Source organism: Rhodococcus sp. T2V (assembly GCF_029269925.1).
Classification (GTDB): domain Bacteria; phylum Actinomycetota; class Actinomycetes; order Mycobacteriales; family Mycobacteriaceae; genus Rhodococcus_F; species Rhodococcus_F koreensis.
This window is the reverse complement of sequence record NZ_JARJBD010000101.1, coordinates 14,789-34,665: the sequence shown is the minus strand read 5'-3', so window position 1 is coordinate 34,665 and position 19,877 is coordinate 14,789. Positions and strand designations below refer to the sequence as shown.

At 64.6% G+C, this 19,877-nt stretch carries 14 protein-coding genes and 3 pseudogenes; 2 read left to right on the top strand and 15 right to left on the bottom strand.

Annotated features, from left to right (window positions below):
• Positions 1–182 precede the first annotated feature (182 nt).
• The 11 genes and pseudogenes from P3H15_RS44915 to P3H15_RS44865 all read right to left on the bottom strand — a co-directional run bounded on the left by P3H15_RS44915 (position 183) and on the right by P3H15_RS44865 (position 12,329).
• Positions 183–1,030, bottom strand: a pseudogene (locus P3H15_RS44915) (3-hydroxybutyryl-CoA dehydrogenase).
• 265 nt (positions 1,031–1,295) lie between these two features.
• Positions 1,296–2,309, bottom strand: coding sequence for a glucose-6-phosphate dehydrogenase (coenzyme-F420) (fgd, locus tag P3H15_RS44910; RefSeq protein WP_276143217.1), 1,014 nt, complete (start codon positions 2,307–2,309; stop codon positions 1,296–1,298).
• 41 nt (positions 2,310–2,350) lie between these two features.
• Positions 2,351–2,572, bottom strand: a pseudogene (locus P3H15_RS44905) (fructose-bisphosphatase class II); the annotation flags it as partial.
• Positions 2,573–3,232: 660 nt separating this feature from the next.
• On the bottom strand, positions 3,233–4,552 hold the full coding sequence (locus tag P3H15_RS44900; RefSeq protein WP_276143216.1) for an MFS transporter: 1,320 nt from the start codon (positions 4,550–4,552) through the stop codon (positions 3,233–3,235).
• Between the two features lie 122 nt (positions 4,553–4,674).
• On the bottom strand, positions 4,675–5,313 hold the full coding sequence (locus tag P3H15_RS44895; protein ID WP_005560136.1) for a response regulator transcription factor: 639 nt from the start codon (positions 5,311–5,313) through the stop codon (positions 4,675–4,677).
• Entirely contained in the window at positions 5,310–6,491 is a 1,182-nt protein-coding gene (locus tag P3H15_RS44890) for a GAF domain-containing sensor histidine kinase (protein ID WP_276143215.1), read from the bottom strand. The genes P3H15_RS44895 and P3H15_RS44890 overlap by 4 nt, the downstream gene beginning before the upstream one ends.
• A 58-nt stretch (positions 6,492–6,549) precedes the next feature.
• Positions 6,550–7,674 (bottom strand): glycoside hydrolase family 88 protein, encoded by a 1,125-nt coding sequence (locus tag P3H15_RS44885; protein WP_276143214.1) that lies wholly within the window; start codon positions 7,672–7,674, stop codon positions 6,550–6,552.
• Positions 7,671–8,825, bottom strand: coding sequence for a zinc-binding dehydrogenase (locus tag P3H15_RS44880; RefSeq protein WP_276143213.1), 1,155 nt, complete (start codon positions 8,823–8,825; stop codon positions 7,671–7,673). The genes P3H15_RS44885 and P3H15_RS44880 overlap by 4 nt, the downstream gene beginning before the upstream one ends.
• The gene (locus P3H15_RS44875; RefSeq protein WP_276143212.1) at positions 8,822–10,018 is read right to left on the bottom strand and encodes a CaiB/BaiF CoA-transferase family protein; all 1,197 of its coding nucleotides are present in this window, start codon (positions 10,016–10,018) and stop codon (positions 8,822–8,824) included. Before P3H15_RS44875 ends, P3H15_RS44880 begins: the two co-directional genes overlap by 4 nt.
• 6 nt (positions 10,019–10,024) lie before the next feature.
• The gene (locus P3H15_RS44870; RefSeq protein WP_276143211.1) at positions 10,025–11,143 is read right to left on the bottom strand and encodes an acyl-CoA dehydrogenase family protein; all 1,119 of its coding nucleotides are present in this window, start codon (positions 11,141–11,143) and stop codon (positions 10,025–10,027) included.
• 49 nt (positions 11,144–11,192) lie between these two features.
• Positions 11,193–12,329, bottom strand: a complete 1,137-nt coding sequence (locus P3H15_RS44865) for a CaiB/BaiF CoA-transferase family protein (protein ID WP_276143210.1) — start codon at positions 12,327–12,329, stop codon at positions 11,193–11,195.
• 162 nt (positions 12,330–12,491) lie between these two features.
• Between P3H15_RS44865 and P3H15_RS44860 the strand changes: the two genes are divergently transcribed.
• Both P3H15_RS44860 and P3H15_RS44855 read left to right on the top strand, forming a co-directional pair.
• A complete protein-coding gene (locus P3H15_RS44860) occupies positions 12,492–13,967 on the top strand; it encodes an aldehyde dehydrogenase (NADP(+)) (RefSeq protein ID WP_276143209.1) in 1,476 nt (491 codons plus the stop codon).
• A 315-nt stretch (positions 13,968–14,282) separates the two neighbouring features.
• Positions 14,283–14,534 (top strand): annotated as a pseudogene (locus tag P3H15_RS44855) (hypothetical protein); the annotation flags it as partial.
• Between the two features lie 449 nt (positions 14,535–14,983).
• Here the strand turns inward: P3H15_RS44855 and P3H15_RS44850 are convergent.
• The 4 genes from P3H15_RS44850 to P3H15_RS44835 form a co-directional block, all read right to left on the bottom strand.
• On the bottom strand, positions 14,984–16,249 hold the full coding sequence (locus P3H15_RS44850; RefSeq protein WP_276143208.1) for an MFS transporter: 1,266 nt from the start codon (positions 16,247–16,249) through the stop codon (positions 14,984–14,986).
• Positions 16,250–16,640: 391 nt separating this feature from the next.
• Complete coding sequence (locus tag P3H15_RS44845) at positions 16,641–17,435, bottom strand: IclR family transcriptional regulator C-terminal domain-containing protein (RefSeq protein WP_276143207.1); 795 nt, start codon at positions 17,433–17,435, stop codon at positions 16,641–16,643.
• Positions 17,432–18,676 carry a nitrate/nitrite transporter gene (locus tag P3H15_RS44840; RefSeq protein ID WP_276143206.1) on the bottom strand — a complete coding sequence of 415 codons (1,245 nt, stop codon included), beginning with the start codon at positions 18,674–18,676 and terminating at the stop codon, positions 17,432–17,434. The genes P3H15_RS44845 and P3H15_RS44840 overlap by 4 nt, the downstream gene beginning before the upstream one ends.
• Before the next feature lie 297 nt (positions 18,677–18,973).
• On the bottom strand, positions 18,974–19,813 hold the full coding sequence (locus P3H15_RS44835; RefSeq protein ID WP_276143205.1) for an IclR family transcriptional regulator C-terminal domain-containing protein: 840 nt from the start codon (positions 19,811–19,813) through the stop codon (positions 18,974–18,976).
• Positions 19,814–19,877: the final 64 nt, after the last annotated feature.

Genomic DNA, 19,877 nt, shown 5'->3' with positions numbered 1-19,877 from the left:
CGACGGCCTTGGTGTCCAGTTCGGTCCAGTCGGCGGGATGAACCGGTTGCGTGAGAACGTGGATGTCGTCTGTGATCGACACGGGCAGAAGTCTCCTATTGCGGGGTGGGGAATATGGGCACTCGATTGCTGCCGGCGCCGGGACTGATTCTGGCCGCCCATTCGTCGACGGGCGGTCTGGACTATGGGTAGGAGTAGAACCCCTGGCCCGTCTTCTTACCGAGACGACCGGTATCGACCATGCGCTGTAACAACGGCGGCGGGCTGTGCTGTTGCTCCCGGAATTCAGCGTGCAGCGATTCGGTGATCGCGAGGACGACATCGAGGACGATTCTGTCGCACAGTGTCAGAGGTCCGAGAGGATGGGCACAGCCACTGGTCATGCCTTCGTCGATATCTTCCCGGCTGGCGAATCCGGATTCGAGCATCCTGATCGCATTGACCAGGTACGGAATCAGCAAGGCGTTGACGACGAAACCTGCCCGGTCCCCCGCGCGGATGGTCCTTTTCCCAACCGCTCTTGTACGTAGGTAGTGACGTGGTCGACCACGTGTTCTGCGGTGGTGAGACTGACGACGATCTCGACGAGCGGCAGGACGGGCACTGGGTTGAAGAAGTGGACGCCGATCACCCGCCCGGGGTTTCGGGTGGCGTTTGCGAGCCGGATGACCGGAATGGCGGAGGTATTTGTTGCCAGAATTGCCGAGGGACTGACGATGTCGTCGACGGTGCGGCAGAGGTCGAGCTTCATGGCTTCGATCTCGGGAGCGGCTTCGATCACGAGGTTGTGGTCTGCGAAGTCTTCGATACCGAGTGTGACGTTGATTCTCGCGAAGATGTCCGCCGAGGCGTTGTTGTCGAGTCGTCCCAACTTGACGGCACGGGCGAGGGGGGACTGGATACGGTCCGTTGCGGCCGTGGCCGAGGTGGTGTCGCGTTCGAGGATGGTCACTGAATCACCGTCTCGTGCAACTACTTCCGACATCCCTGCGCTCATTGTCCCGCCGCCGATGACGCCCACTCTCTTCACGTGATCTCCCTGGTCTTCAGGCTGGTCGAGCGACTGGATCGGCTCTGGCGCATAGGTATGGGTGTCGGTGAAAAAGTCGTACAGCGGCGCACCAGGCCTTGGCGACATACGGCCCGGGAGAGTGGTTGGGAAGCAAATTCCAACCACTCTGTAGGCCGAACACCTGGTGCGCCGCCGACGGTCATCGCACTGTCCATGGCTGGACGTGTGCGGTGACGGTCACCGCGGTGTTTGGCTGGACGGTGCGGTGACGGGCTGGGGTGATTTAGCCGAGCCCCCGCAGCCGGGGCGCCAGGTCACGCTCGAACAACTCGAGGAAGCGCTTCTGATCGTGACCGGGAGCGTGGAAAACCAGGTGGTTCAGTCCTGCGTCGATGTAGGGCTTGATCGCCTCGACCACTTCGTCCGGGTCGGCGCCCACGATCCACCGCTTCGCGACCTGCTCGATGGGGAGCGCATCCGCGGCGGCCTCCATCTCGATCGGGTCGGTGATGTCATGTTTCTGCTCGGGTGTCAGGGACAGCGGCGCCCAGAATCGGGTGTTCTCCAGTGCCTGTGCGGGATCGGTGTCGTAGGAAATCTTGATCTCGATCAGGCGATCGATGTCCTCGACCTTCCGTTCGGCTTTCTGCGCACCCTCGGCGACGGCTGGCATCAACTTGTCGTTGTAGAGCTCCATGCCTTTACCGGAGGTGCAGATGAATCCGTCACCCGCACGGCCGGCGTAGCGGGCGACGACCGGACCGCCTGCCGCGATATACACCGGAATGCCCTCTACGGGAACGTCATAGATCGAGGCGCCGGTGGTGCGGTAGTACTGACCGTCGAAGTCGACCCGGCCGCCCTTCCACAGTTCGCGCATGAGTTGCACCGATTCGCGCAGGCGGGCAAAACGTTCCTTGAAATCGGGCCAATCGCCTTCGAACCCGGTCGCGATCTCGTTGAGCGCCTCACCGGTGCCGACCCCGAGCATCACCCGTCCGGGATAGAGCAGGCCCATCGTGGCGAACGCCTGCGCGATGACGGCGGGGTTGTACCGGAATATCGGGGTCAGAACCGAAGTGCCGAGCTGGATCCTCGTGGTCCGCTCACCGACGGCCGTCATCCACGCCAGGGAGAACGGGGCGTGGCCACCCTTGTGCCGCCACGGCTGGAAGTGGTCGCTCACCATGGCGCTGTCGAGTCCATGACTTTCCGCGAGCACCGAGAGTTCGACCAGTTCACGTGGGCCGAACTGTTCCGCCGACGCCTTGTACCCGAGCTTGAGTTCTGCGGTCATGTGCATTTCCTGCTTTTCTGTGTGTGTACGGAAGTGGGTCGTCAGCCGTGGAAGTTCACCGCGGAGTACTCACGGAGTTTGTTCAGACTGTGTCGTCCGTCGATCATCCGGACCGTGCCGGACTTGGATCGCATGACGATCGACTGGGTGGAGGCTCCGCCGGCGGCGTATCGCACCCCGCGGAGCAGGTCGCCGTCGGTGACACCCGTCGCGCAGAAGAACACGTTGTCTCCGGAAACGAAGTACTTCTGGGTGACGAGCTTCTTCGGCGACCGCCTGCGTGATCAGCGCTGGGTGAATCGGGGACACGCCGCCGAAGTCGTCGATCCCCGCGTCGAGCAGTGGACCGAAGTCTTCCGACAGATTCGGGGGTGCCTGCAGGTGCACGAGGTACGCGCGCGGCTCCTCGCCGCCATGCGCGAACAGTGGCGGAACGATCTGACCGCCGACGGCTTGGTAGGTGCGTTGCCCGCAGATCCGCCGGATCGTTCGTATGTCTGTGGGATAGCGTGGCGGCGGGCGCAGGTTCTACGACCAGCGGCGCGCCGCCAGAGACCTGCACACCATCAAGCCTTGCACGCCCTCGGGACCGCCTCGTCGGTATCTTCCTCGGCTGCCTCCGACACCGCAACGACTACGACTGCGACGAACACATCGCCTGGGATTACCGACCTACCCCCGCCCGCGTGACAACTTACGGCCCTGGGATGTCGAGTTGCTAGCATTTCTTCACCTGTGGATCGTGGAGCTTGCTCTCGGATCTGGTCTCGCTGTGGTTCGCCGAGGCCCGACACTGCGGGCCCCACGCCCCCGAGACCGGTTATCGCGCTCGCGACACTCAGCCTCGGGGGTGACCACAGTTACCCGACCGGACCCGACCCACGGAGAAGTCACCAAAAGAGGTGCACGGGCGGCGAAGCCGCCTAAGTGGAAGTCGGTGACAATCGCTCCTGGCCCGCGGCTTCGTCGCTGTCGGACAGATCTTGCCGGTAGGTCTCCCGCATGGCGATCACACAGACGACGGAGATGGCGCACATTGCGACCATGAACAGCGCGACGGCGACGTAGGAGCCGGTGCGATCCAGCAGGTACGTGGCGACGATCGGCGCGGGAGCGCTCGAGGCAAGGGTGCCGATCGTGTACCCGAAGGAGATTCCGGTGTAGCGGATGCGGGTGTCGAAAGCTTCGGCGAAGAATGCTGCGAGCGGGCCGTAGGAGGTCGAGAAGGCGAGACAGAACGCCACGAACCCGACCATCGCCAGCAGGAAGGACCCGCTGTTCACCAGCCAGAACCACGGAAAGGTGAACAGCAGCATTGCGACGACTCCGGCCAGGAACACCGGCTTCCTGCCGTAGGAGTCCGACAGTTTGCCGAAGAACGGCAGCGCGACGAACGTGACCGCCATGGCGACGAGGACGAGTGTCAGCATCTGGTTGCGCGTGTAGCCGACCTGCGCGACGCCGTAGCTGAGACCGAACACCGTGGTGCCGTAGAAGGTGACCCCGATGGCGAAGTAGGCACCACAGGTCAGGAGGACCTGCTTGGGGTAGTGGCGAAGGACTACCCCGATGGGCAGCTTCTCCAACTTTGCGTTCTTCTTGACGCGATCGAAGTTCGGGCTTTCGCCGACGTGCAGTCGGACGAAGAGGCCGATCGCGACGAACGCACCCCCGATCAGGAAGGGAATTCGCCAACCCCAGGATTCGAACGCTTCAGGAGAGAGCCCGGCCATCAACAGGAAGACCGTGTTGCCCAACATCAATCCCGCCGGCACCCCCATCTGCACCCAGCTGCCGAAATAACCGCGTTTGCCGGCAGGCGCGTGTTCGACGGCCATGAGAATCGCCCCGCCGATCTCGCCACCGAGCGCGAGGCCCTGCACGAAGCGCAGGGTCACGAGAATGATCGGCGCGGCGACGCCGATGGACTCGTAGCTCGGGAGCAGCCCGACTCCGAGGGTGGTGAAGCCCATGATGGTCAGGGTGATGACGAGCATCGACTTTCGTCCGATCCGATCACCGAAGTGGCCGAACACCACTCCTCCGATCGGACGTGCAACGAAGGCGGCGGAGAACGTGGCGAAGGCGAGCAAAGTGCCGATCAGGGAGTCGAACTCGGGAAAGAAGATCTTGTTGAACACGAGTCCGGCCGCAGTGCCGTAGATGAAGAAGTCGTACCATTCGACTGTCGTACCGACACCGCTGGCAAATCCGACTTTCGAGGTTTGGGACATTGTGAACATGTATGGCCTCCGTTGCCACAAGTGCGGAATGATTCCTGTGGCTCGAATGTATGGGTGATCCAGGACACACAACATCTCCAGGTGGAGAGGTGGGGATGTGTTGCCGGGTGAACGAATTGCGTTCAGAGCAAGCGAAGTTCGTGGGCACGCGCAATGGCTTCGACGCGATTGCGCGCGTTCAGTTTCTGCATGGCGCTCTGCAAATAGGTTTTTACGGTGTTCCGCGCAAGGGACAGTTCCTGAGCGATTTCGGGGTTGCTGTTACCCATTGCCGCGAAACGCAGCACCTCGTACTCGCGCCGAGTCAGGCCGGCCCGGTACAGAGCCTCGGATGTCACGACTCTTCGCGATCCGGCCAGTCTCGGGTCAACAACCCGGATTCCGCCGGACACGCGGTGAATGGCCGTGGCGAAGTCCTGCCCGCTGATGTCCTTGACGAGGCACCCGTCCGCACCCGCCTCCATCAACAGATCGATGGCGCCGTGATCGGCGAACGCGGTGAACAGCAGTATCCGCGCGTGCGGCGCGACCCGCCGTAGTCGCGGAATGAGTTCGGGTGCAGGGATATCGGGAAGTCGCAGATCGAGGAGGATGACGTCGACGGGGAGGGCGCGGGCCAACTCGACCGCCGCGGCGCCGGTCAGTGCACCTCCCACGACTTCGAGGTTCACGTCCTCCCGCGCCAGAAGTTCCACCCCCCCGCGCACAATCGGATGATCGTCCACGACGAGGATGCGGATCGTCTTCGAGGGTTCGGTCATGCACCCGACCCGTCGATTGCGTCTACCCAGCCGCGCACGGTGGTGCCGTTTTCGTCGTCGCTGACCACGGACATGCCGCCACCGAGCCGCTCGAGCCGTCCTGCAGCCAGCCCGAGCCCCAATTGGCTTCCCCGCACCGGGTCGTCGGCCCCGTCCACGCCCCGGCCGTCGTCGCTGATGACGACCGTCACCCTGCCCGACCGAACCGACAAGCTGACCACCACTGTGGATGCGTCGGCGTGCTTTTCGACGTTGACGAGCGCCTCCCGGACCAGTCGCTGGAGGGCCTCGACGCGGCTCACGTCGAGATCCGGAGATTCCGTCAACGGCACGAAACGGGCCGGGATGCCGGTCCGAAGCGCGAACGACTGGCAGTCCTCCTCGATGCCGACTGGGAGTTCCCGCTCGGGAGGTCGAGCGCTGAGGTCGGTCAGCGACCTGCGAATCGACGCATTGACGGCGTGTACCTGATCAGTGATCTCCTGCAGCCGATCGTGGATCGCCTGAGCGTCGCCCAGTGCACGCAGACTCTGCAGTTCGGCACCGATCCGGAAGAGGACCGGGCTCACGGAATCGTGCAGGGATTCGGCAAGCCGATTCCGTTCGGCCTCGATCGCCAGCTCCGTCTGGGCTGCAGCCCTCTGTGCGCTGACAAGAGTGACGGCGGCAGTCGCGGCGGTCGATTGGATCTCCGCGATGACTCGATCACCGAATGACGAATACTCCCGGGTGCCGACGTACACGGCACCGAGGACACGACCTTCGTACACCATGGGCACTGCGAGCATTCCTCGTAGTGACTCCTGCTCCACGAGCGCGTCGAAGTCGTGAGTGATTCCGGCGTCGGAAAGGTAGTCCCGGACCCAGACAGGTTTCTGCAGCATGATGCTCTTTCCGCCGAGTCCGACCCCCTCCGGCACGACCAGTCGGTGCAGAGCGTTGCTCTTCGTCCCCTGCCAACTGCGGTGAACCATCGCGCCGTCGACCTCGATGCGCCCGACGAGCGACATGTCGAAGTCGCCGATCTCCCGGATGCGCTGACCTGCCGTGGTCATGGCCGACGCTTCGTCCGTCAGGACGAGCAGTTCGGCACGCGAGAGCGCGAGGTCGTCGAGGATGGACGTCCTGACATCCGAGTGCTTGAATTCGTGAGCTGCGGTACGCGTACTTTCCGACACCGGCTTTCCTCGATCCTTCTTCCCCCCGGCATTGGGCAACCCGTTCATGTCGGCTGGGTCACAGTGTCAGAGTATCGGACCGGCCGTCCAGGCTGATCAGGCACTCGAGCAGGAAGTAATCGCCCCAGATCAGCTCGTTCCGGATAGCGAAGTCCCGGCGCTTGTCGAAGCAACCGTCCACGAGGATCCCTGCCGGTCTGCCGTCGTGCGGTCCGGTCGGGGTGAGGTGGTCGAGGAGCGCATCCACGTGGGCGACGGCCCTGTCCCGGAAGTCGGTCCGGTCGGGAACCAGTCGGGCGAGCTTCAGCAGCGCGGCAGCGGCGATGGCAGTGGCGGACGTGTCGATCGGAACGTCCGGCCCGGTGCCGGCGTCGAAGTCCCATGACACGATTCCCGCATTCGGCGTGCGGTCCAGCCACCAGTCGGCCAGCCGAACGGCAGTCGGCAGGAAGGACGGCGACGCCCACTGCGCGGCCTGGGCGTACGCCACCATCGCCCACGACTGCGCCCGACCCCAGGTGCTGTCGTCGTTCATGCCCTTATGGGTATAGCGGCGCAAGAGCGCACCGTTGGACGTGTCGAACAGCGCCGACTGACAGACCGAACCATCCGCCCGGATGCAGAACTCGATGTGCCGCTCCGCGTGACGGATCGCGGCGTCGAGGAACCGCGGGTCGCCGGTCTGCGCCGCCGCCCACGACAGCAGGGCGACCGTGCCCGGGACGGCGTCGATGTTCGCGGCGCCCTCCCCGACCGCTTCCGCTTCCTCCGCCTCCGCGCCGAGCGGGATCACGCCCGCTCGATCGTTGAAGCTGGCGAGCAGCCCGCGGGCACCCGCCAGTGCGATCTCGGATGCGCTCGCGCTTCCGGTGACGAGGTGGTTGACCGCCGCGCCGTACCAGAAGAGGAAGCCGCGGAAGGCGGTATCGGAGCTCTCCCGGGACAGGACCTGCTCGGTGATCTCGTCGGCGAGCCGCGACAGGCGCTCCTCACCGGATGCGACGAAGCCGAGTGCGGCCAGTCCGCCCCAGAATCCTCCCGTCCAGTTTCCGTCGGCGGTGGTGGTCCATTCGCCGGATTCAGGGTCACCGTAGTGCGGGAACTTGCCGCTGGTCTGCTTGGCGGTCGAGTCGATACGGTCGAGCATCGCGTGGATGGCGGCGGTGTACCGGGAGCCGGTCACAACTGACCTCCGGTCACGAGAACCGACTTGAGCGTGCGCCCGTCCCGCATGGCACCCATGGCCTCTTCCGCCTTCCCGAGCGGGTACTCGGTGACCATCGAGGCGAGGTCGAACCGTGCCGCGAGTCGGGGTAGGGATTCGACGTATTCGAGGTGATTGTGCGGGGAGAACGCCCAGCTGCCCAGCACCTGGAGCTGCTTCTTCGTGATGTAGTGGGGGTTGATCGGAGTGGTGCCGTGGTCCGTGTACTGCCCGACGACGAGGTACTTGCCGCCGCGCCGGGCGATGTCGATGCCCTCGGACACCGCCGTCGGCACGCCGGCGGCCTCGATGACGACGTCGGCACCGCGACCGCCCGTCGTTTCGGCGAGAATTCGGTCCAGGCGGGCCGCCCGAGCCGTCTCAGCGAAGATGTCGATGTGGATGTCGCCGATGCCGGCCGCCCGCGCGACCTCCAGACGGTTGGACGGTCCGCCGACGATGATCACCTTCGCCGCCCCGGCGAGCGTGGCGTACATGGCGCACGCCAGCCCGACCGGTCCGCTGCCCTGTACCACGACGACATCGCCTGCATCAGGCTTGGCGATACCGTTCACCGCGTGGACGGCAGTCGGTCCGGCGCAGCCGAGCGCGATCACCTGCTGCGGTGTCACCGAGGACGGGATGCGGACGATCGTCGAGCCGGGCTGGAGGTAGATCTGCTCGGACCACCCACCCGACAGGTGGGGCCAGTCGGCCGAAGACTGATTGATGCCGTACACCTTGCGGGTCTCGCACAGCGACGGTTCCTGCTGATCCTCGCAGTAGTAGCAGTGCCCACACGGGATGTTGGACGCCCACGACACCGCATCCCCGACGCGAAGCTCCTCGCCACGCGCGTCCGTCGTGAGACCCTCGCCGAGGGCGTGCACTCGACCGACCGCCTCGTGCCCCAGGATCACCGGCACCGGAATAGGCAGGCGACCCTGCTGCAGGTGGATGTCCGTTCCACAGATTCCCGCGTGCGTCACGTCGACGACCACAGCGCCGGCGTCGGGATCCACGCGTGGGAACGTCCTCGAGGCCATGGCCTGCCCGAACCCTTCGAGCACCATCGCTGTGGCCGTGCCGGTGGTCGGGCTCGCCGGGTCCGTCTGCGTCGCATTACTCATCGGATCACTTCCTTGCTGCGTAATGTTTGGACACGTGACTCGGATACTCCGAGCTCGCGCAGGATTTCATCGGAATGTTCACCCACCGCAGGCACCCCTCGGCGTACCTGTGCGGGCGTACGGGACAGAGTGACGGGACTGCCAATCAGGCGGGTCGTCCGCATACCCTCGACATCGACGTCGACGAGTGTGCCGTTGTGGCGCGTCTGGGGATGATCGAGCGCCTCCTGCAGGGTGAGCAGCGGTGCGCACAGCAGGTCGACCCCGTCGAACAATTCCGCCGCCCCGGTGGTGCTCAGCCGCGCGATCAGTGGACGCAGGACCGCGTTGGCGGCCTCCTTGTTCTCGGCCTGGAGCTGTGGCGACGCGAAGGATGGCTGGACGGACAGATCGTCGATGCCGAGTGCTTTGCACGCCAGCTGCACGGGGTTCTCGCGGAACAGGCCGAGCACCAGCAGCAAACCGTCCGTCGTCTCGAAGATGCCGCTGTACCAATCCGTCACCCAGTTGGTCTCACGCCGGTCCATCAGCAGCGAGGCACTTTCGAGGGTCTGCAGCGACAGTGCCGTATCGAAGAGGTTGACGCTGACCTTCTGACCACGGCCGGAACGCTCGCGTTCGAACAGTGCGGCCAAAATCCCCTGCGCCAGAGCCATACCCGATGCATAATCGACCGTCGGCACCGGATGCACATACGCCGAGATCGACGGGTCGCCGCACGACCTCGCCATCCCGCTGAGCGCCTGGGCGAGCATGTCCTGGCCGGCCTTGTGGGCATACGGCCCGGTTTCCCCGAATCCGGTCGCGGTACCGTAGACAAGCCTGGGGTAACGCTCCTGCAGGTCGTCGTATGTCAACCCGAGCCGTTCGACCGCCGCGGTCCGGTAGCTGTGGATGAGAACATCCGTCTCCGCGAGCAGCTGATGCAGAATGTCCTTTCCCTCAGCAGATTTCAGATCGAGTGCGATGCTGCGCTTGTTACGGTTGACCGCGGCGAAATAGGCGCCTGGGCGACCTGCCTCGAGTGAATCGCGATCCAGGCCCCGCAGCATGTCTCCATTGACACCTCGCTCGACCTTGATCACTTCGGCGCCAAGGTCGCCGAGAACCTGCGCCGCAACGGGGGCCTGCATGATCTCGCCGAGATCGAGTACTCGGATGCCGCTCAGCGCTTGCTGTTGAATGTGTTGCACGACGCCCTACTTTCCGTAAACCGATTTGGCAATGAGAAGTCGCTGAATCTGATTGGTGCCCTCATAGATCTGAGTAATCTTGGCGTCGCGCATCATCCGCTCCACCGGATAGTCACGCACATAGCCGTAACCGCCGTGCAGTTGTAGCGCATCGGTGGTCACCGACATGGCATTGTCGCTGCACAGCAGCTTCGCCATGGCCACCTTCGCACGCGCCGCCGGATCCCCGTCCTGAATGAGATGGACCGCGTCGTAAAGCAGCGAACGAGCCGACTCGATCTTGACGGCCATATCGGCGACCATGCCCCGCAGAAGCTGGAAGCGCGAAATGGGCTGGCCGAACTGGTCGCGGTTCGTCGTGTACGAGACGGCGGCGTCGAAAGCGCCCTGCGCAATTCCGAGGGCCTGCGCCGCGATGAGTGCGCGGCTGACGTTCAGTTCCGCGGAGATGTACTGGAACCCCTTATTGGGATCATTGACGACACGAACAGCGGGAAGCCGACATCCGTCGAGGACGACATCGGCCGTCGGACTGCCGCGCATTCCCATCTTCTTCTCGGGCGCACCGAAGCTGACGCCGTCATCGTCCTTGTGCACGATGAAGACACCGAGCGACTTGTCGCCGGTCTTCGCCAAAACCGCGTACCAGTCGGCCCACGGCGCATTACTGATAAATCGCTTCTGCCCATTCAGAATCCAGTCGGAACCATCCTGTATTGCGGTCGTCGCGATCGCCGACAGGTCCGATCCCACGCGCGGCTCGGTCATGCACCACGCAGCGCCAGCGGAGCCCGACGCGACACCTGGTACCACCAGTTGCTTCAACTCGTCGGAGCCCTGACTCAGTACTGTGGACGTGCCCGCCCAGTTGACCAGCATCACCAGCGCCGAGCTTGCGCAGGATGCTGCGACTTCCTCCACTGCGATGACCTGGGAGAGGAGATCGGCTCCACTCCCACCGAGGCTCTCGGGATGCGCAAGTCCGGGAAGGTCGTTGCTGCACAAAGCCGCCCACGATTCCGACGGGAATCGCTCCTTGTCATCCACGTCGGCGGCATGCGGTGCGATCTTGGTCTGCGCGAGTTTGCGGACGCTCGCGCGGAACTCGCGGTGTTCGATACTCATGAATTGCTCCTGGTGTCTGCGGGGAATGTGATAATTCGGGAGTCGACGGTCACAGCGGTGGCCAGCTCAGACCCGTCACGGAGGGTGGGACGCCGTCCGCGGCGGCACGGCCGGCGACATCTTCGGGAAGTCCGGCGCGGCGCAGGACTTCTTCGGTCTTGACACGGGTGTCGGTGACGCGCCGTTTCGGTCCGCCGCAGAACACGGGGACCACCGGGACCGAATCCAGTGCGAATCCCGGATCCCTGGCCACGATCTGGTCGAACGTGGACAGCTCGTGCGGTTCGAGCACCGGTGTCACGCACGCATCCACGTCGGCGAAAACCGCGGTCCACTCCACCATCGTCTTCTTCTCGAACTCGGCGGTCAGCGACTTCTCGATGAGGTCCCAGGTGGACTCGTCGAAATGATTCGGTACGGCTCCGAGGTCGAGGGTGGTCCACAACCGCTCGAAAAATGCCACCTCCAGGGCACCCACCGCGACGTATCGACCGTCGGAACAGCGATAGCACCGATAGAACGGCATCGACCCGACCAGTACACCACGACCGCGGCCGGGCAGCGTCGGCGTCTGCCAATCGACGAAGTTCATTCCCATCATCGACAGGACGCCGTCGACCATGGCGGAATCGATATACCTGCCCTTGCCTGTTCGAGTCCTGTCGTACAACGCGCCCAGAATGCCGAAGGCCGACAGCAACCCACCTCCCGCGAAGTCGGCGACCAGGTTCAAAGGCGGGACCGGCGGCTGATCCGATGGGCCGAAGGTACCGAGGGCACCCCCGATCGCGAGGTAGTTGATGTCGTGACCGGCGCGGTGCGCCATCGGTCCGTCCTGGCCGTAGCCCGTCACGCTGCAGTAGACGAGTCCCGGATTGAGGGCCGACAGTTCCGCGTAGCCGGCGCCCAGCCTGTCCGCAACACCGGGCCGGAATCCCTCCATGAAAACGTCAGCTTCCGAGACGAGCGTTCGCAGCGCCTGGCGGCCGTCCTCGGTCTTGAGATCCAGCGATATGAATTCCTTGCCTCGAGCCAGTGCCGGCACCGGAAGCCCGGAACGACCACCACCGATCGCGATCACGTCTGCACCGAGATCCGCGAGCAGCATGCTCGCGTACGGTCCGGGTGCCAGGCGTGTCATGTCCAGTACCCGAACCCCCGCAAGTGGGCCCGTCGTTGCGGTCATCGTCGTCCTCCAAAGTCATTCGGTACCTCGTGTGATGCCAATCCTGGCGTCGTGACTGCACTCACACCATCTCCATGTGGAGGTATGGCGTCACACCCGTTCTCCCGCACACTGAGGCCCACATCCTCAGCACGGGACGCTCCGAACTCGACAGGAATAGCAATGGAAACCACTGCGATAGAGACCCTTCCAGACACCAACACGGAGGATTACGAGCGGATTCTCTCGGCCGCGGAGACCGCCGCGACGTCACTCGCCCGAACGGACCCGAGCCGGCGGGCACAGATTCTGCGGTCGATGGCCGACGCACTCGACGCAAACGGCGCGGAATTGGTGCCGCTGGCGGCCGCCGACAGTTCGCTCCCCGAGGCGCGCCTTCGCGGCGAAGTCTCGCGGACCACGATGCAGCTTCGAATGTTCGCCGATGTCGTCGAGGAGGGCTCCTGGCTGGAGGCCATCATCGACACAGCAGATCCGGACGCGCTTCCCGCTCCGCGCCCCGATCTGCGGCGGATGCTTGTACCCACGGGACCCGCCGCGGTGTTCGGTGCGAGTAACTTTCCGTTCGCGTTCGGGCTCGGCGGTGGAGATACCGCTTCCGCATTGGCCGCCGGCTGTCCCGTCGTCGCGAAAGCACATCCCGCTCAGCCTCGATTGACCGCCGCCTACGCGCGGGCGATCGACGAGGGACTTCGTGCGGGCGGCGCCCCAGACGGCACGTTCGGGGTAGTGCGGGGCGCCGCCATCGGGCGTCTGCTCGTTCAGGATCCGCGCATCACGGCCGTCGGATTCACCGGTTCGACATCGGGTGGCCGGGCTCTGGCAGATCTGGCGGCCGGTCGGCCGCACCCTATCCCGTTTTACGGTGAGCTCGGCAGTATCAACCCTGTGTTCGTGACACCTGCTGCGGCTGCGGAACGGTCGGGAAAGATCGCGGGCCAATTCCTCGAATCACTACTCCTCGGCGCCGGTCAGTTCTGTACCAAACCGGGGATTCTGTTCGTCCCCGACCAGAGCTCGATCGAGTGGCTCGTCCGAACCGCGATCGCAGACGATTCGTTCCGTCTGCTGCACAAAGGAATTCGCCAATCCTTCCTCGATGTGTCCCGGGAGATCCTCGAGCACCCAGACGTCCGGCCGGTGTCATCGCCCGAGCAGAGCGATCTGGACGATCTGTCGGTCCGCCCGGTGATCGGCGTGACCGACGCTCGGGCGTTGCATCGAAGCCCAGAAGCGCTGCTCAAAGAGTGCTTCGGTCCGTTCGGATTGATCGTGACTTACACATCGGTCGCGGAACTCAACGCGACGATGGCTGTCCTGCCGGGCACGCTGACGGCGACCGTCCACGGCACCGACGATGACCCCGATGCCGCAGCCCTGCTTGACGCACTTGCAGACTACGCGGGGCGCGTCATCTGGAACGGATGGCCCACCGGTGTCGCCGTCACTTGGGCCCAACACCACGGTGGCCCCTACCCGGCCACCAACTCCGTTCACACCTCAGTCGGAGCAACCGCGATCCGGCGGTTCCTGCGGCCGGTCGCATACCAATCGGTGCACGAAGCGCACCTGCCTCCCGCACTCGTCGACGCGAACCCGTGGGGTATCCCACGGCGGGTGAACGGCCATCTGTCGTAGGGCCCACGGCCCCGGCATTTTCTGGGTGCACCAAGCTACCCCCACAGAGAGCTCTACCGGCTCACCGCTGCCATCGGACAGCCCGGCCACGGCGGAGGCCCCTTGCGTAATGCGGGGATGCGGCGGGGTGGTCAGGTCCGGTCGCGATGTCGGTGAGCCGCTGGTGTGGGGACATGTCGTTCCCGCTGTTCGACACGGGTATCGGTCGCAGTAGTTCAGAGGTTCCAGAGGTAGAGCAGTGCGGCGCGCAGCTGGCGGAGACAATTTGGTGATCGATGGTGTCGGAGATTGTGGTGCCCGAGGTCGGCGAGCTACGGCGCCGACGAGGGATACGACTACCGCGTCCGCAAATCGGATTTCGCGAACTCGGATACCCCGTTCAGTAGCGATGAGTCCCGCGAACTTGCGGCGGCACTGGCGAACGACGATCACGCCCGGGTTGTTGCACTGCTCGAGCGGCACGCCACCCTCGACTACCCCGAGAACAAGGGCTTCTTCGACATGTACAGCGACCAGTTCGGATTCCATGTCGACCATATCGACTCCGTCCACATCGACTGGACCTAGTGCGCGCGGACCGCCGTCGGTGTCCAGGAGGGGTCTTCGCCGACGATGGTGACATCGAACCCGCCCAACCAGACGAGAGCTGGGACGACGTCCTGTCCGGTACTGCACTCGGCTAACGCTCTGACGCGATGACCACCCGCGGGAGTAGCCGTCCGAGTGCAGGGTCATCTCGGTGGCATGTAGAACTGGTTTCCACGCCTGTGCCCAGTGCCGAAGTCGGTTTCGGGTTGAACAGGGTGTGTGCGAGTGCTGTGGGACGGCGCTAGGCTGCGAGTGCCCGCACCCAGAACGGTTTTCGAGCAGTAACTATCGACGGGCATGGGGGAGAAGGCCACGGGCTGGTGGAACTGGCTGGTCGCCGGTTCCTGGCTGGTGACTTCCGACGGTGCGCTGCAACCAACGACACGACCGCCTCCCTCGGGAGGCCGTCGTGTGGTGGCAAGCGGGTATCAGTGCGTGGTGGTCTCGGGAGGTTCCGGTGCCGGGTCGGCGACCGGGATCCTTCCGCCGTCCTCGTCGACGAAGTACAGGACGATTGCGCCGATCATCGGTCCGACGGCGAGGGCGGAGAACGCCGCCAGGAACGAGCCGGTGGCGGAGAAGACCGCGCCGATCGCGAGCGGGACGAGGGTGCTCGCGATCTGCCAAAAGGCGTTGGAGGCGCCGGCGGCGGTACCGGTGACCTCGCTCGAGACCAGACGCGGAATCATCGCGACGATCAACGGCAGGTACCCGTAGCCGACCAGGCCGAGGATGGGTGCCGCGATCAGGAGCGCCGGGACGTTGTCCAGGGTGCCGAAGAAGATCAGGATCACGGCGAACAACGCGAGAATGACGATCGCCGGCTTTCGGGCGCTGCCCATCCGATCGCCGAGCATTCCGATGAGCGGCTTGCTGAACACCGCCACGCCCGCGAACATGGCCACGATGAATCCGGCGGTGGTGCCGGAAACTCCATGGCTTTTGATGAGGAGGGCGTTCGACCAGGTGACGAATCCGTATGTGCCCCAGAAACCGCCGAACCCTGCGAGTGAGAGCAACATCAGGTCGCGGTTGGTGGTCAGTGTCTTCCAGGCGGAGGGACGTTTTCCGTCGGCGGTCGTGGCGAGCCTGTTGGCAACCGGTCCGGGTCGGATGATCACGTAGCAGGCGATCGCGGTCACGACGGAAATGGCTCCGAAGAGACGGTATGAGGCGTGCCAGCTGTAATGGTTGATCATCCACGGGACGACGGTGTTGGCGATGACGGTGCCGAGGGAGGTGGCGGAGGTGAACAGTCCCATGACCTTGCCGAGTTCCTTGGGCTGGAACCAGCTTGCAAGGAGTTTGACGCCTGCGGCGTAGTCCGCGCCGGCGAAGAATCCGACGACGGCCTGGACGCCGATACCGATCGCCGCGGACGTGGTCGACCCGAAGATCATCATGAATACACCTGCGCCGACAAGCGATGCGGTGACGACCTCGCGGCCGCCGAATCGGTCGGACAGCACCCCGGTGAGGGCGTTGGAGCAGACATACCCGATGTAGTAGGCGGTGGCGAACACGCCGAGGCTGGCGAGTGGTACGCCGAGGTCTTCGCCGACGAACACCGATGCCGGACCCCAGGTGGAGCGATCGACGGAGGTCATGGTGAAGGCGAGCCAGCAGAGTACGAGTACTACCCATCGATACCGGTTGCGTATCTGCTGATCGGGTGATGTGGAAATTGTCTGCACGAGGTCGTTCCTGTCTAATCTCGGCTCGATCGCTCCGGTTCGGGTGGTGCTGAAACCCGGAACTCGGCGAAAGGGAATCGGCCGCTTGGTTGAAGAGGGTGGGCGCGTCGGGTGTCGCACGGGGGCCATTGATCTGAGTAGCTGCGTTCGCTGGGGGACCGCCTGGCTACACCTTTCTATCAAGGTGACCGCGTTCACACAACGGCTGCGTCCGTTTGTAGACTAATTGCACGGTATGCGGACGCAACGGCCGAGATTATCTTGCGTTTGATCGGTCGCGCTCTGCGCCGCCGTGAATGCCCGAAATCGCACTGCTCCGCGTCCGTCGATCCGAGGGGGCGGAACACTCGACGTTTCGAGGGAGGTGCGGGGCGGCACTACCGGCGAGGTTTCAGATTGCCGACAGCTCCTCGTGGATCTGCGTAGCTGCTTTCTGGAGTGCGGTGAGAATTGATCCCCGCATGTGATCGAGTGAGACACGCGTCCCCTGGGCGGAGACGTTGAGGGCCGCAATCGCGTGATTTTCGGCGTCGCGAACCGGCACGGCGATCGAACGGACCCCTTCGGTGAGTTCTTGGTCCGCCAGCGACCACCCCTTGTCGCGGGCGTCGACGATCTTCGCACGCAGTTCGGTGGTGTCGATCGTCGTGGCCTTGGTGTAACTGTGGGTGTCCACGGTGGCCAGATAGGCGTCGAGGGCGGCGTCCGAGCGGTCCGACAGGAGCACACGGCCGGTGGCGACGGCGTAGGCGGGAAGACTGGTCCCGACCACGATTTCGACCGTGAGGACCCGGTCGGCCTGGACTCGGTCGACGTAGAAGATCTTGTCGCGGTGCAGCACGGTGAGGGACGCCGTCTCCTGCGTCTGCTCGGCAAGGCGCTCGAGGTAGGGCCGGACGATGTCAGGAAGGCCGCTGCTGAGTATGTAGGCATCGCCGACCTCGAGTACGGCGGGCCGGACGGTGTAGGCGGTGCCGTCGTAGGACAGGTATCCCATGTATTCCAACGTCAGCACGAAACGCCGGGCGGCAGTGCGAGTGATTCCGGCAAGGGTCGCGACCTCGGTGACCGACAGGGGCCGGCGTTCCCGTCCGAACAGTTTGAGCACCTCGAGCCCACGCCCCAATGCTTGCACGTGGTCACGGTTCTGTTCCTGGGACATCGTGGTCGCCTCGTTCTCGCTCACAGGCTCAACCTATCGACTTCGCGCGGTGCCGCGGACCCTGTGTGTACATGTGGGCTGCGGATACCCCAGAGGCTGAAGACGATGCACACCGTGTACAAGCTCACCGCAACTGACCAGCCGATCGCGAACCCCCCGCTGAGATCGGACAACAGGCCCATCAGCGCGGGACCGCAAGCGAATCCGAGGTACATCCCGACCGCGATGGCACTTGAGGCGCGGCCCACGACGCTGGTTTGCACCACCCGCAGCGCACCGGCCATCAAGACCACGTTGGCCGCCAGCGCGGTCGCGCCGTGGACACCGACGCCGATCCACAGCAACGCACGCCATCCCAGAAGCTGGGCGCCGAGCAGTGCGAGCGCGCCGACCGCGGAGCCCGTCGCGAGGATCAGTAGCAGGACGAAGGGGCCGGTTTTCCCGGCGAGCGCTCGGCCCCAGCCGATTCGGGAGATGACCCCGATGAGGCCGGCAAGAGCTGCGGTAAGCCCGGCGACGGTCAGGGTCAATCCCATCTCGTCGTGCGCGAACAGCGGTAGGTAGACGTTGGTGGCTTGAAGGGCGGCACCGGAGAACAAGGCGTAGGCGGCGAACAGCCAGACGGCCCGGGGCATCGATCGGCGATGTGTGTCGCCGGGGGGAGGTGGCGCGGACTTCTGCGCGTTCGCTGACGGGCGTGCATGGGCAGATGGCGGTGAGAATCGCCAGGCCGCGAGGGCCGAGATGAGGGCAATGACGGCACCGATCCATAGCGCGCCCCGCCATCCCCACGCGAGCGCCAGGGTAGGGCAGCCAATCCCGGCGACGAGTTGACTGGCCTGTACTCCCGACTGCTTGATCCCGACCCAGGATGACCGCTTGGCCGGCGGAGCGTCGTCGCTGATCACTCGATTGGTGACCGGGTTCGACAAGGCCTGAGCGGCCCCGGACAGGGCCATCGCGGCCAACAACCACAGGTAGTTCGTCGACAGTGCCGCGAGAACGAACGAGAGTGCCGCGCCCGCGAACACCGTGACGAGCAGGGCACGGGCGGGGAAGCGGTCGCTGAATCGACCGAAGGCCAGGGACAGAGCAGCGGCGGTCAGGAAGGTGAGCGTGGCGAGCATCCCGAACTGCGCCGCGGTGATGCCGAGCGAATCGATGACGAGTGCGCTCGTCGAACTCACTCCGTAGGTCAGCAACGGCCCGATGGCCATGGCCGCAGTCAACATCGGGAGAAGTCCTCGGAGGTCGCGATTGGTCACAGCAGGTACTCCATCGACAGTCCTATTCCTTCGCGCACCGACCTGCGCGCGGGTGTTGATCGCCACTCGGGCGTCCGCATAGCGTTTAAAAAGTCTATCTGCGGACGCAACCTGGTCCGCAACCTGGTGCGGATCGAACCGCGTATGGACGCCGCCCCCTTTTGCGCCTCTTGCACGCTTCGCATGCCCACCGGCGCCCGCAGCTGATGCAGGGCAGGTCAGTGAGACACCCGTGATAGCTCGGAAACGAACGTCTGCGACGAGTCCCCCGCCGCGCGAAGGGTAATGCGCGCCGGGTCAGATTTCGATTCCGGCGCGCAGTTCGAGGGAGATCCTGCCAGCGGTTTCGAGGAGCGGAGGAAGATACCGCGGAACCAGGGTGCGTGCAGGTTCGTGCGTTTCGTACAACGACACCGTGAGCGCGCCTATATTTCTGCCGCTTCGGGTGCGCAGTGGCACGGCCACGGCTTGCACCCCGACATCGAGGACCTGATCGGCGAAGGCCCAACCCTGACGGCGGACGGTTTCCAGCTCGCGTTCGAGCCGACTGCGCTCATCCGCTGCGACCGTGTGGGGGGAGTTCTGGGTAGCCGTGACACCGAGATGCCGGTCCAGCTCAGATTCGGGAAGGGCGGCCAGCAGCACCTGCCCACTTGCTGTCCGACGGGCGGGTAGCCGACTGCCCACCCTCAGGGAGACCGACATGCCGGAGGCGACATCGACCCTGCTGACGTATCGGACGTCCGGCCCGTCGAGCACTGTCACGGACGCGGAGGTGCCCAGGTTCCGCGCAAGTGCTTCCAGATGCGGGTGGCACACGTCAGCCAGGGTGAACCTCGAGAGATTGGCGTAACCCAACTCGAGTACCTGCGGCGTGAGTGCAAACTTGCGGCCAGACACCTCGACGAACCCTAGATCGGCGAGCGTGTGCAAGAACCGCCGCGCCGCCGAACGGGGAAGTCGGCACCGTTCCGCGACCTCGGTCAACGTGAGGGCGCGATGCTCGCGGTCGAAGGTGGTCAGAACCGCGATGGCGCGCTCGAGTGATTGGACCGCATCCTTCGGCCGTGCCGGTGCCGGCCGTATTGCCGCAGCAGACGAAGGTATCCCGTCGACTGCACCCCTGGCTCGTGTCATCTGTTCCCTCTCGCAGGTGGTTGCACTCGCTGAGTGACTCCGGGCGGAACCTACTACCGCGAGT